9 protein-coding genes are annotated in these 13,491 nt (G+C 64.9%); 6 read left to right on the top strand and 3 right to left on the bottom strand.

Features of this window, described 5'->3' with window-relative positions; translation table 11 throughout:
* Nucleotides 1-656: 656 nt before the first annotated feature.
* The 6 genes from BM136_RS13875 to BM136_RS13850 all read left to right on the top strand — a co-directional run bounded on the left by BM136_RS13875 (nucleotide 657) and on the right by BM136_RS13850 (nucleotide 7,454).
* The gene (locus BM136_RS13875) at nucleotides 657-1,454 is read left to right on the top strand and encodes a collagen-like triple helix repeat-containing protein (protein WP_092972396.1); all 798 of its coding nucleotides are present in this window, start codon (nucleotides 657-659) and stop codon (nucleotides 1,452-1,454) included.
* 132 nt (nucleotides 1,455-1,586) lie between these two features.
* Complete coding sequence (locus tag BM136_RS13870; protein ID WP_092972395.1) at nucleotides 1,587-2,699, top strand: collagen-like triple helix repeat-containing protein; 1,113 nt, start codon at nucleotides 1,587-1,589, stop codon at nucleotides 2,697-2,699.
* A gap of 66 nt (nucleotides 2,700-2,765) precedes the next feature.
* Nucleotides 2,766-3,221 carry a DUF2147 domain-containing protein gene (locus BM136_RS13865; protein WP_092972394.1) on the top strand — a complete coding sequence of 152 codons (456 nt, stop codon included), beginning with the start codon at nucleotides 2,766-2,768 and terminating at the stop codon, nucleotides 3,219-3,221.
* A 205-nt stretch (nucleotides 3,222-3,426) separates the two neighbouring features.
* The gene (locus tag BM136_RS13860) at nucleotides 3,427-4,974 is read left to right on the top strand and encodes a methyl-accepting chemotaxis protein (RefSeq protein WP_092972393.1); all 1,548 of its coding nucleotides are present in this window, start codon (nucleotides 3,427-3,429) and stop codon (nucleotides 4,972-4,974) included.
* Between the two features lie 118 nt (nucleotides 4,975-5,092).
* Nucleotides 5,093-6,436, top strand: a complete 1,344-nt coding sequence (locus BM136_RS13855) for a peroxidase (RefSeq protein WP_092972392.1) — start codon at nucleotides 5,093-5,095, stop codon at nucleotides 6,434-6,436.
* A gap of 121 nt (nucleotides 6,437-6,557) precedes the next feature.
* Nucleotides 6,558-7,454, top strand: a complete 897-nt coding sequence (locus tag BM136_RS13850) for an EamA family transporter (protein ID WP_175537138.1) — start codon at nucleotides 6,558-6,560, stop codon at nucleotides 7,452-7,454.
* On the opposite strand, the gene BM136_RS13845 is transcribed toward BM136_RS13850, so the two are convergent.
* From BM136_RS13845 to BM136_RS13835, 3 genes are all read right to left on the bottom strand, one after another.
* Entirely contained in the window at nucleotides 7,451-8,533 is a 1,083-nt protein-coding gene (locus tag BM136_RS13845; protein ID WP_092972988.1) for a M14 family metallopeptidase, read from the bottom strand. The two genes, BM136_RS13850 and BM136_RS13845, sit on opposite strands and share 4 nt — an antisense overlap.
* A gap of 153 nt (nucleotides 8,534-8,686) precedes the next feature.
* A complete protein-coding gene (locus tag BM136_RS13840; protein WP_092972390.1) occupies nucleotides 8,687-9,895 on the bottom strand; it encodes a ribonucleotide-diphosphate reductase subunit beta in 1,209 nt (402 codons plus the stop codon).
* A gap of 116 nt (nucleotides 9,896-10,011) precedes the next feature.
* Entirely contained in the window at nucleotides 10,012-12,984 is a 2,973-nt protein-coding gene (locus tag BM136_RS13835) for a ribonucleoside-diphosphate reductase subunit alpha (protein ID WP_092972389.1), read from the bottom strand.
* Between the last annotated feature and the right edge of the window lie 507 nt (nucleotides 12,985-13,491).

Raw genomic sequence — 13,491 nt, 5'->3', positions numbered from 1 at the left:
AAGACCAACTGCATGCGTGCAGCACCCGCAAATCGCGTGCCGCGCATCCGATGCGCGAGGTCGCTGCGATGGGCCGAAGCATCGACGCATGCATGAGCGCGACATCGATCCGCGCACGCGGGATGGATGTCGATGCATGCGACGCTGACATCGGATCGTGACGATGCTGAATTGCGTGCGCGCATGGCCTCGACAGCGCGGCCCGCACGACGCTCATCCGAACGTCGATCGCGGGAAAACCCTGCTCAGCAACCGCTGAAAACTTCACGCAATCGCGTTTGAAACGACGCTGTTTTACGACGATAGAAGGATTGTTCTACGGCAATCTAGAGGCCAATTTTGCTGCGGGGTTGTTGCCCGAAGAATGGCGTGCCGTGGCGTTTTATTCGGAATCATGTTCGCGAATTGCTGCAACCGCATATCCGGGTGTCAGGTTGGCGCTGATTGTCATGCCATTCGGTTTCACTTCACGATCCGCTCACCACATGAGCACGGCATCGATCGCGCGGTGTGGCACGGACCAGCGCGTGGCCCGTGACAAGACAGGGAGGTCGTCGCCAACCCCACAGCCTGGCGACGACAAACCCGACGAGCAAAGAGCGCACGACAGAAGGGGTCCAACACAAGCGTTCTGTTCTGAGTAGTGGAGGCACAAGATGCGCGATCAAGCGTTCTTGTCGAAATCGAATCCGCCGAAGCGCGGAGTGTTTCTGCAGTGCGTGCTGGCGACGGCATCGCTCGTCGTGTTGGCCGGCTGCGCGAATTCGGGCAGCGGCGACATGGGTACGTCGCTGGGCGGCGGTAGCGATTCGCAATCCAAGCCGGCGATCACTGCATCGACCTCGCCCACGTGGTCGAACGACAACAGCAGCAATGCAACGGGTAGCACCGGATCGACCGGCAGCACGCCCATCGCGACGCTGACCGGCCCTGTCGAGCAGGTGACGACCACCACCATCACCGCCATCGTGCCGCTCACCAGCACGCTGACTTCCGCCACGCAAACGCTGGGCGCCACCACGGGCCTGGGCGCACCAGTGAGCAACGTGCTGGCGACGCTGGGCGGCGCGCTCGGCAGCGAGGGCCGCACGATCACGACGGCCGGCAAGGGTGATGCGCTGGTGTCGACGTTGGGCAACACGGTCGGTGCGCTCGGTTCGCTCACCACCGGGTTGTCGACGATGGTCTCGCCAGCGGCGCCGTCTGCCGCGAGTGGTACGCCGGGCAGTGCGCTGACCGGTGCACTCGGTGGTGCGCTGTCGCCGGTCACGACGGCAGTCGGTTCGCTCACGGCGGGATTGCCGGGTGCGGGTGCGCTCGGCTCGGTTGGCGCGGTCAGCAGTAGCGGTACCGCCACGACCGGTCCGCTGGGGGGATTGGGCAGCGTCGGCACAACGTTGGGCGGATTGGTTGGCGGTGTGCTGTCGGGTGTGACATCCGGCGCGCATCACTAGCCACTGCTCTGTAGAACTTTCTTTGCATTCGACAGCAAACGCAGGCGGATGCTACCCGCTGGACGCCAGATGCGCGTTCTTCTGACCCGGCGGTGACACGCGGTACGGGCCGCGCTTACAAGGAGACTCACCATGAAAATTCAGAACCCGCTCCACACTTCTTCTTCCGCTTCGTTGTCCGCCGTTGCGGCATCGCGCACGCTGTTGGCAGCGGCCGCTGTGGCCGTGCTGACGCTGGCCGGTTGCGCTTCGGGTGGCAATCCGAACGGTGATACGACGCCCTCGTCGTCGGCCAACAACGACCCAGGTGCAGTGCCGGTCGGCAACGTGGCCGGAGGTGGCGGCAACGTGGTCACGCAGACGGGCAAGACCGTCAGCGACCTTGGCACGACGATCGGCACGGCGTCGGTGCCCGTCATCGGCGGCACGGCGGCGCAGAAGGATCTGGGTGCGACAGTCACGTCTGCCGGCAATACGGTCCAAACATTGGGCGGCGGCATCAGCAATGGGCTCGGCAAGATCGGCTCGACGCCCGACCCGGTCGGCACCACGGTGCAAAGCTCGGGTGACGTGATCCGCTCCGCCGGGGTGACGGTCGGCAACGCTGGGCAAACCGTCTCGGATCTGGGTGCCGCCGGCAGCCCGCTGGCGCCGCTGAATCCGGTGACGTCGCCGGTGGGCAGCGGTGTGTCTGCACTGGGTCAGGTGATGCAGGGTGCTGGCGGGCTCGTCACGATTGGCACGTCGAGTGGCCCGGTGCAACAGATCACGCAGCAGACCAGCAACGCGATCGTGCCGCTGTCGTCGCAGGTGGTGAAGGGCACGCAGACGGTCGGCAGCACAACGATGCTCGGTGGCCCGCTGGCCGGTGCGCTCAACACGGTTGGCGGCGGTCTGCAGAGCGCTGGGGCACAAGTCGGCGCGGCTGGCGGCAACCCGCTCACGGCTGACGTGGGCGGTGTGGTCGGCGCCGTCGGGGGCACGGTGGCCAGCGCCGGTGGCCTGGTCAATGGCGGTAGCGGCGGCTCGACGAATCCGCTGGCACCGATCACGGGCGCGCTCGGTGGCGGCCTCGGCGGCGGCAGCAATCCGCTGGCGCCGGTCACGAGCGCACTGAGCGGCGCAGCCGGTAGCGGCAACCCGCTCGCCCCGATCACGAATGCGCTGGGTGGCGTCACGAACGCCGCCGGCACCTCCGGCAGCAATCCGCTGTCACCCCTGACCGGTGCGTTGAGCGCGCATTGATCCCTGCGCCGACATCATCGATCAGCCCTCACCGATTCTTTTGACTGACAACAAGGAGACTCCACGATGAAACATACCCCCCACTCTCTCGCGCGCCTGGCTAGCGCACTGGCCCTCGCACTGGCAGCCGGCAGCGCTTTCGCGCAAGCCAGCCCCGCCGGCACCTGGAAGACCATCGACGACAACACGGGCAAACAGAAAGGCGAAGTGACGATTGTCGATAACGGCGGCACGTTCTCGGGCAAGGTCAGCAAGATCCTCGTGCCTGGCGACGAGAACAAGACCTGCACCAAGTGCACGGACGACCGCAAGGACCAGCCGATCAAGGGCCTGACGATCCTGACGGGCCTGAAGCCGAACGGCAACAACAACTGGGATGGCGGCCAGATCCTGGACCCGGAAAACGGCAAGGTCTACAGCGCCAAGATGTCGCTGTCGGAAGACGGTCAGAAACTGAATGTGCGCGGCTTCCTGGGCATCAGCCTGCTGGGCCGTACGCAGACCTGGATTCGCGAGCAATGATCGACCGCCGATAGCGAAACCTCCCAACGCGCGGCGGTGCCCCTCCTTGTGGGTGGGCGCCGTCTCTTCGGGCGCCGGTGCAAGCCGGCGCCTTCTTTTTGCGGAAATCCGCACACTGCGCGCGCGGTATATCCACTAAAGAAGGCCACTCCCTCGCCGTTACACCGTTGCGGAGTCGTCAAACAATAAGTGGAGAAAACGCGACATGCGACAGTGGACACTCAAAGCAAAGCTGCGCTTGGCGCTCGCCCTGATGTGGCTGGGGCTGATTGGCGTTGGCATCTGGAGCGCGATGGAGACCCGCGCGACCATGCTCGACGAACGCAAGGTCGGGCTGCAAAACCTGGTGGACGCCGCCGAAGGCATCGCCAAGCTGTATCACGGCCGCGCACAAGCCCGCGCCATGAGCGAAGCCGATGCCAAGAAAGCCGCGCTGTTGGCGCTCGCGTCGATGCGCTATGGCTCGACCGGCTATCTGTTCGTGGTCGATTCACAGTTCATCCTGCTGATGCATCCGACGCTGGCCGACATGGTCGGCAAGAGCACCGCAGGCTTCAAGGACCCGACCGGCAAACCGGTCTACCCGACCATCGTCAACGCCGCCAAAGACAAGGGCTTCGGCTTTGCCGAATACCAAGGCCGCTTGCCCGGCAGCGAGACTGCATTGCCGAAGATCGGCTACGTGAAGCACTTTGCGCCCTGGGACTGGAACATCTCCAGCGCCGTTTTTCTGCAGGAAGTGGATGCAGCGTATCGCCATTCGCTCATCTCCAACCTGATCGTCATTCTGCTGGTGGGCGGCGCGGTGTCGCTGGCCATGTCGCTCATCATCCGCAACGTGCAGCGCGGGCTCGGCGGTGAGCCCAGCTACGCCACCCAGGTCGCACGCCGCATTGCCGGTGGCGACCTGGCCGCGCACGTGCAAACCCGCACCGACGACCGCGACAGCATGCTGGTCGCCATGGCGCAGATGCAGCAGCAACTGACCGGCACCATCAGCCATATCAAGACATCAGCGGACTCGATCGCGAGTGCCACCAAGCAGATCGCAGCCGGCAACGCCGATCTGTCGCAGCGCACGGAAGAGCAGGCTTCGTCGCTGGAAGAAACCGCGTCGAGCATGGAAGAGCTGACGAGCATCGTGCGTCAGAACGCCGACAACGCGCGCCAGGCGAGCACACTGGCCGTCAACGCGTCGGACATCGCGGCCAAGGGCGGCGAGGTGGTCGGCCGTGTGATCGACACCATGGCGGGCATCAACGAAAGCAGCAAGAAGATTGCCGACATCATCGGCGTGATCGAAGGCATCGCGTTCCAGACGAACATCCTGGCGCTCAATGCCGCGGTCGAGGCCGCGCGCGCAGGCGAACAGGGCCGCGGCTTCGCCGTGGTGGCCGGTGAGGTGCGCAACCTGGCGCAACGCTCGGCTGGGGCGGCCAAGGAGATCAAGGAACTCATCGGCGATTCGGTTGGCCGCGTAGAAAACGGCACCACGCTGGTGGCCGAGGCGGGCAGCGTGATCGACGAGGTGGTGATCGCCGTCAAGCGCGTGACCGACATCATGGGCGAGATCAGCTCGGCCTCCGAAGAGCAAAGCTCGGGCATCGAGCAGGTTAACCAAGCCGTGAGCCAGATGGACGAGGTGACGCAGCAGAACGCCGCGCTGGTCGAGCAGGCCGCGGCCGCTGCGCTGTCGCTTGAAGAACAGGCACAGGTGCTGCGCGACGCGGTGGCGTCGTTCCGCACCGTCTGATCGCCGAAATTTCATGCGCTATTCCCCAACGAGGGGAGGGGCGCCGCGCCGTTCTCTGGTGTGTCGCATGGTGCTATGCTGCGCGCCAGAGAGTTGACAAAACAAAGTTGGAATAGCCATGCCCGAGCGCAACCGGCCGCCATTGAGGGGCCCTTTTGGCGCGATTGCCGGGTCGACCACCAGCGTCTATGCCGCAGCAGGAGACACTGCAGGCGACGCCCATGAGCCGATGTCCGGCGGCCGCTCCAGTGCCGTGCGCGATGTCGCTGCACAGGATCTGGCCAGCGACACCGCGCTGTGGCGCTTTGCGCTGGCCGCAGAGCACGGCGGCCGCGCGCCCCACCCCGACGCCGCCTTGCGCGACGATCTTTCCGTCCTGCGCATCCTGCGCCACGCCGATGGCCTGCGCCTGCTCAGGCAAGGATTGCGAAGTGCGTTCCCGGGTGCGGCCCTGCGCCTGACCACCTTCTGGCCCGAAGAGCAGCCGCACGCCTACCCGGCCCGCGCCGAAGCCCGTCCGGCGGAATTCGGCGATCTGCTCGTGCTGCTGCGCCTGCGCGGCGCGGTGCCCACGCTCGATTGCCGCGCGCTGTTTCTCACCAGCCGCCGCATCGACCAGCCCGACGATGCGCTCGACAAGCACCACGCGCTGCCGCAGATCAACCTGTATGAAGGCTGGCCCGACTTCAACGTCTATGCGCGTTCGCCGATCAAATCGCGCAACGCAACCTTCCTGGGCAAGTTCGACCTGTCGGCCGAGCTGGACCCTCTGCGCCGCGTTGGCCGCGACCAGCGCCAGTGGCGCTACCTGACGCCCTGCACGGGCCTGCAGCAGTACGCGCAATGGCCTGGCGCACGGCCGGCCTCGCCGCTGCAATGGCGCTGGCCCTCGGGTGCGCAAGCTGGCGGCGCACGGCCCAGTTCCGGTTCGTTCACCGGCCTGCTGCGCCAGCTCGCTCGCCCGGAAGGCCCCGGCGAAGATTGCTCCGCCGGCACCGACGTGCCGACCTGGGGCCGCCTCATCAACAAGCTGCTGGACCACAGCTGGGAAGTCGCCCCGAGCCACGCGCTCAAGAGCGGGAATATCAGCTCGCTGGCGTTCTGGACGCGGCTGCGCGGCTTCCTGACGGCGGAATACCTGCTCGGCTCGCACTCGTTGCAGAAGGGCTTTGGCGCGTCGTTGCAGTTCGAGATGGCCAACGGCCTGCAGGACATCGCCCGCGACGACTGGACGGCCACCACCGGCTTCGATCCCGAAGACCTCGACGTGCCAGGTGTGCGCGGCACGCTGCAGCGCATCGCGGCATCCAAACTGGCCGTCTTTGGCATGAGCGCCGAAGACCCGGCACCGCTCGCCGCCCCGCGCCCGCAGCGCGGTGTGACCCCGCGCCCCGACGGCGAACGCGAAGGCCAGCGCGTGTTGCTGATCGACGTGATCCGCCCCAGCGCTGCCGCCCTGTAAGTTCGTCAATTCGATAAAAAGCGACGCCCGCGCCGCCGAGAACGCAACGATTTCTCAGCGGCGCGCGGCTATGCTGTGGCGTTGCCCTGCCGCGCTTTCTGCCGTCCCTCCGCTGTCGCTCATGTCTTCCGCTGCTTCCGCCTCCAACGCTTCCACGACGACGACCTCCCCCTGGATGCCCATCCTTGCACTGATGGGTTCGATGGCCTCCGTCTGCCTCGGCAACTCGTTCGCCAAGACGCTGTTTCCGGTGCTGGGCGCTGCAGGCACCGTTACGTATCGCGTGACGATTGGCGCGGTGATCCTGCTGGCGTTCTGGCGGCCGTGGCGCCTGCACCTGAGTCGCGCCGATGCCGGCCGCATCGCGCTGTATGGCGTCACGCTGGCGAGTATGAACCTGCTGTTCTACCTGTCGCTGCAGCGGTTGCCGATCGGCATTGCGATCGCCATCGAATTCACGGGCCCGCTGGTGCTGGCCGTGCTGCTGTCGCGCCGCGCGCTGGATTTCGTGTGGATCGGGCTGGCCGTGGTCGGCCTGCTGATGCTGACGGTGGCCGACAAGTCGGTCGGTCAGGTTGACCATCTGGGCGCGGTGTATGCACTGGCCGCCGGCGTGTGCTGGGCGCTCTACATCCTGACGGGCAAGAACCTCGGTGGCCTGCATGCGGGCCAGGCGACGTCGATCGGCATGCTGGTCGGTGCGCTGTTTGCGATTCCATTTGGCGTGGCGCAGGCGGGGTCGGCGCTGCTTGCGCCATCGCTCATTCTGGCGGGACTGGGCATCGGCCTGCTGTCCAGCGCGATCCCGTATTCGCTCGAGATGGTGGCGCTCAAACACCTGCCGGGCAAGACGTTTTCCGTGTTGCTGAGCCTGGAGCCGGCCATCGGCGCGCTGGCCGGGGCGATCGTGCTGCACGAACAGCTGACGGGGCGCCAGTGGGTTGCAATCCTGGCCATCATCGCCGCGTCGGCGGGGTGCGCGCTGACGGTGCGGGCGCCCAAGCCCGTCCAAAGCTAGCCGGAAAACCGCGCCACGGCTTGCAATACAGCCATGCGCGTCTGCGCGTAGACCATCCCCTTCCATTCCGGCACGTCGCAATAAAACGCATCACGCAGTGCCTGGCGGATGCCGGCGCGCTGCCCAGCGCCCTGCTCCGGATGGCGATGCAGCCAATGATCGGCGCGCAGCGCCTGCAGCACCGCCAACGGTGCGAGCGTGCCGAACTCCAGCGTCACGCAGGTCTTCTCAACGCCGGGCAGCAGTTCGTAGGCGACGCCCACCAGATCGCCCTTGACGACTGACGAGACCGAACCCGCTGCCGCAATCGGCCGGACATCGGCGCCCCAGGTGCGCATGGCGCGCTCTAGTTCGGCTGGATCGGGGCTGTTGAAAATCTTCTCACCGTGGCCGTAGTGGCCGAGCCCGGTATGCAGATCGATCCACACCAGCTGCGACATGGCTGCCGCATGCCGCGACACGATCCCGCGTATCTGCAGCGTGCTCCAGCACGGCGCGCTGCCGCCGTAGAACATGCCGTCCGGCACGCGGTACTGGCCGCTCGTTGCGGCGTCTTGGAGGGCTTTCTCGCCGCGGGTGACCATGTAGTGCTGCAACGCTGCCTGATCCGCCTGGCTGGGCGGCCACGTGCGCGGCAGCAAAAGCGGATCGACTTCCAGATAGGCAGGGTTGGCGGAAGCGGCCTCGGTGAAGTCGACACTGTTGCGGTTCAGGTCAACGTTGTCTTCATTCACGCGCCGCAGGTGCGCAAACCCATACGGATTGACCGCGTGCACCAGCAGCAGCGAGACCTTGCCAGCGGCCAGCCTCGCGAAGAGTTCGTTGTCTTGCAGCAAGCCGGTCTGGCAACCGGAGCCGCAGAACCCCTCCACGCCATGGACGCCGGAGGTGACGATCAGCAGCGCTTCAGCCTGCGCGGGCGCAAGCAGTGCGGTGTCGATGGAAAGCTGCTCGCCGGATGGCCCGACCGCATCCGGATGCAGATGACGCTCGATGCGGAGCCCCCGGGCCTGCGCAGCGGCGAGGAACTTGCCGCGGGCTTCATCGTAGGTCTGCGAGAAGAAAGCTTCGACCGTCATGGCGGGAATCCCGGTGCAGTGGTTGCCGCAGCCTGCCATGCCTGACAGGTGCGGCGCAATCGCACGCACGTGAATCGACCGCCCCAAATGCAAACAGGCGACGCGTGGTGCGTCGCCTGTTTACGTTGATGCGGGTCGAGCCTGTGGCTCAGATCACTCCCAGGACAGCGCGCCGCCGGTCTGGTACTCGATCACGCGCGTCTCGAAGAAGTTGCGCTCCTTCTTCAGGTCGATCATCTCGCTCATCCACGGGAACGGGTTTTCCTCGTTCGGGAACAGCGCGTCCAGGCCGATCTGCTGGCAGCGACGGTTGCAGATGAAGCGCAGGTAGCCCTTGAACATCGGCGCGTTCAGGCCCAGCACGCCGCGCGGCATGGTGTCTTCTGCGTAGCGGTATTCCAGGTCGACAGCCTTCTTGAACAGCTCCGTGATCTCAGCCTTGAACTCGGCCGTCCACAGGTGCGGGTTCTCCAGCTTGATCTGGTTGATCAGGTCGATACCGAAATTGCAGTGCAGCGACTCGTCACGCAGGATGTACTGGTACTGCTCGGCAGCGCCGGTCATCTTGTTCTGGCGGCCCATCGCCAGGATCTGCGTGAAGCCGACGTAGAAGAACAGGCCTTCCATGATGCAGGCGAAGACGATGAGCGACTTCAGCAGCTTCTGGTCGTTCTCAGGCGTGCCGGTCTTGAACGACGGATCGGTCAGCGTGTCGATGAACGGGATCAGGAACTCGTCCTTGTCGCGGATCGACTGCACTTCGTGATACGCGTTGAAGATCTCGGCCTCGTTCAGGCCCAGCGATTCAACGATGTACTGATACGCGTGCGTGTGGATCGCCTCTTCAAACGCCTGGCGCAGCAGGTACTGGCGGCATTCCGGTGCGGTGATCTGGCGGTATGTGCCCAGCACGATGTTGTTGGCGGCCAGCGAGTCGGCCGTCACGAAGAAGCCCAGGTTGCGCTTGATGATGCGGCGCTCGTCTTCGGTCAGGCCGTTCGGGTCTTTCCACGTCGCGATGTCGCGCGACATGTTGATTTCCTGCGGCATCCAGTGGTTCGCGCAACCGGCGAGGTACTTTTCCCAGGCCCACTTGTACTTGAACGGCACCAGCTGGTTGACGTCGGTCGCGCCGTTGATGACGCGCTTGTCGGCGGCGTTCACGCGGCGGTTGCTTTGCGCAGCGGCAGCGTTGGGGTTATTGCCGAGGATACCGGTACCCGCAGCCGCGGTGGCCGACGGGGGCAGCACGCCGCCCTGGTCAGCGGTGGCCGTTTGCAGTTGCGGCTGCGGTTGATACACCGGCTGCGGTGCAGCCGAAGGTTGTGCGGCAGGTTTGACGTCGTCGTCCCAGCTCAGCATATGTGTTTCTCCTAATTCTTTGCTCGTCGCTCCCGCTCTTTCGGAGCGCGAGTCCAGTGTCGTTCAGGTCACGGCCCCCCCGCTTGCGCGGGAGCAACCTCAGACACTGTTTTGACTTATTGGCAGGCTTCGCATTCCTCGAAACCGGGGTCGCCCGGGCGCATCGTGCACACGGCGCCTTCAGCTTCCGGCATGGCCTGCGCAGTGGCAGCAGCGGCGTCCAGTGCGCTGGTCGGTGCGGCCGAAGTCACGCCGGATGCGCCTGCAGCCGACACACCACCCACATCGCTACCCGACGACACCGCATTGAGCGTGCCGCGCGACACGGTCGACTTCTCGACGTGCGTGGCGCCGATCGTGCGCAGGTAATACGTGGTCTTCAGGCCACGCAGCCACGCCAGCTTGTATGTGTCGTCCAGCTTCTTGCCCGACGCGCCGGCCATGTAGATGTTCAGCGACTGCGCCTGGTCGATCCACTTCTGGCGGCGCGATGCCGCTTCCACCAGCCACGTCGGCTCCACCTCGAAGGCCGTTGCATACAGGTCGCGCAGGTCTTGCGGGATGCGGTCGATGCGGGCCAGCGAGCCGTCGAAGTACTTCAGGTCGGCGACCATCACTTCGTCCCACAGGCCGCGTGCCTTCAGGTCGCGCACCAGGTAGTCGTTGACCACCGTGAATTCGCCCGACAGGTTCGACTTGACGTACAGGTTCTGGTACGTCGGCTCGATACAGGCCGACACGCCGATGATGTTGGAGATCGTTGCCGTCGGGGCGATCGCCACGCAGTTCGAGTTGCGCATGCCGAACTGCTTGATGCGGCCGCGCAGGCTGTCCCAGTCCATCGTCGACGACATGTCGGTTTCCAGGTAGCCGCCACGCTCTTCGGCCAGCAGCTTGAGCGAGTCTTGCGGCAGGATGCCGCGATCCCACAGCGAGCCCTTGTAGCTGCTGTAGCGGCCACGCTCTTCGGCCAGCTCGGTCGACGCCCAGTAGGCGTAGTAGCACACGGCTTCCATCGAGGTATCGGCAAACTGCACCGCTGCATCGCTGGCGTACGGCACACGCAGCACGTGCAGCGCGTCCTGGAAGCCCATGATGCCCATGCCGACCGGACGGTGACGCAGGTTGGAGTCACGTGCCTTCTTGACCGCGTAGTAGTTGATGTCGATCACGTTGTCGAGCATGCGCATGGCGGTGCGCACGGTCTTCTTCAGCTTCTCGTGATCGAGCACCACGCTGCCGTCCGCCTGCTTGACCAGGTGGGCGACCAGGTTGACCGAACCCAGGTTGCACACGGCGATTTCGCTGTCGTTCGTGTTCAGCGTGATTTCCGTGCACAGGTTGGAGCTGTGCACCACACCCACGTGCTGCTGCGGGCTGCGGATGTTGCACGGATCCTTGAACGTGATCCACGGGTGGCCGGTTTCAAACAGCATGCCCAGCATCTTGCGCCACAGCTGCAGCGCCGGCATCTTCTTGAAGAGCTTGATCTCGCCGCGCGCGACCTTGTCTTCATAGGCCAGGTAGGCCTGCTCGAATGCCTTGCCAACCTTGTCGTGCAGGTCCGGGCAGGTGGACGGCGAGAACAGCGTCCACTCGCCACCTTCCATCACACGCTTCATGAACAGGTCCGGAATCCAGTTGGCCGTGTTCATGTCGTGCGTGCGGCGGCGGTCGTCGCCGGTGTTCTTGCGCAGTTCCAGGAATTCTTCGATGTCCAGGTGCCACGTTTCCAGGTACGCGCAGACAGCGCCCTTACGCTTGCCGCCCTGGTTCACGGCCACGGCCGTATCGTTGACCACCTTCAGGAACGGCACCACGCCTTGGCTCTTGCCGTTCGTGCCCTTGATGTGCGAGCCGAGCGCACGCACGTTGGTCCAGTCGTTGCCCAGGCCGCCGGCAAACTTGGAGAGCAGCGCGTTTTCCTTCAGTGCCTCGTAAATGCCATCCAGATCATCCGACACGGTGGTCAGGTAGCACGACGAGAGCTGCGAACGGCGCGTGCCCGAGTTGAACAGCGTCGGCGTGCTCGACATGAAGTCGAACGACGACAGCAGCTGGTAGAACTCGATGGCGCGGGCTTCACGGTCGATTTCGTTCAGCGCTAGGCCCATCGCCACGCGCATGAAGAATGCCTGCGGCATCTCGATGCGGGTTTCGTTGATGTGCAGGAAGTAGCGGTCGTACAGCGTCTGCAGGCCGAGGTAGTTGAACTGGAAGTCGCGCGAGGCGTCCAGCGCCGCGCCCAGGCGCGCCAGGTCGAACTGCGCCAGCTTGTCGTCGAGCAGCTCGGCGTTGATGCCGCGCTTGATGAACTGCGGAAAGTAGTCGACGTAACGCGCGCCCATTTCGGCTTGCGTGACTTCTTCGCCGAGGATTTCGCGACGGATCGTGTGCATCAGGATGCGCGCCGTGACCTGGCTGTACGCCGGGTCCTTTTCGATCAGGGTACGCGAGGCCAGGATGGCCGAGTCGTACACCTGCGTCATCGGCACGCCTTCATACAGGTTCTTGACCGTTTCCTTGAGGATCGGCTCCGGGTCCACCGCTTCGCCCAGACCTTCGCAGGCCGAGACGATCACGTTGCGTAGCGCCGCCATGTCCAGCGGGCGGGTGATGCCGCCGTCGGTCACGTTCAGGCCGATGAAGGCCGGTTGCTGCTGGGTTTCGCCGGCTTGCGCGCGCTCCTGGGCGCGGCGCTCACGGTACAGCACGTAGGCGCGGGCCACGTCGTGCTCGCCCGAGCGCATCAGGGCCAGTTCCACCTGGTCCTGCACGTCTTCGATATGGAACGTGCCGCCGTTCGGGCGGCTGCGCAGCAGTGCGCGCACGACGTTCTGCGTTTGTTGGTCGACCAGCTCGCGCACACGCGCGGAAGCAGCACCCTGCCCGCCATTCACGGCGAGGAAGGCCTTGGTCATGGCCACGGCGATCTTCGAAGGCTCGAAGCTGACCACGGCGCCGTTGCGGCGGATGATCTTGTAGTCCGCGTAGCCAGTGCTGGGGGCAGCGGCCGTGCCGCCAGCGCTTTGCGCAAATTGGGAGGGGTTGGCGGTGCCGGAGTGGATTTCTGGTTGGGCCGTCTGCATGTGGACTCCTGTTGAACCGTTCGTTTTATTGGCGCGCCGGGGGTGAAGCACCCTGGGCGAATCCTTGCGCTACGCGGAGAAATGAGACGGAAAAGACCCCTGCCTTTCCTCAGCCCCCAAGCGCCGGCTCGACCTGCCGTACGCCCGCCCCCGCGTGGCGCTGAAATAAGAATCCCGGAAAGCGACCACTACATCTAGTGTCCAACTCCGGGATTGACGCTAAGTATAGTGGCCCAATCGAATTTGCCTAGACTTGACAGGTGGGGGCAGAGGGCTATTTTTCACCCGCAAATGCGGTGCCGCAAACCCGCTACGCCAGTCTGCACAAAGGGTCGGCGGGACTGACGTGCGGCGTCGCAATGACCGTCTCTTCAGAATAATTCTTTCTATCGACGCCGCAAGTTCAATAGACGTCACCTCATCCACGGTAGGGGCATGTGTGCGGTGCACTGCACCGGTGCACGCCTACCGCCCCCGGGGCCTTTTTCGACATTCCACCCGCTCAAG

The sequence above is a fragment of the Ralstonia sp. NFACC01 genome (assembly GCF_900115545.1).
GTDB classification, from domain to species: Bacteria; Pseudomonadota; Gammaproteobacteria; order Burkholderiales; family Burkholderiaceae; genus Ralstonia; species Ralstonia mojiangensis.
The sequence above is the reverse complement of the archived record's forward strand: the minus strand, read 5'-3'. Positions and strand labels throughout refer to the sequence as shown.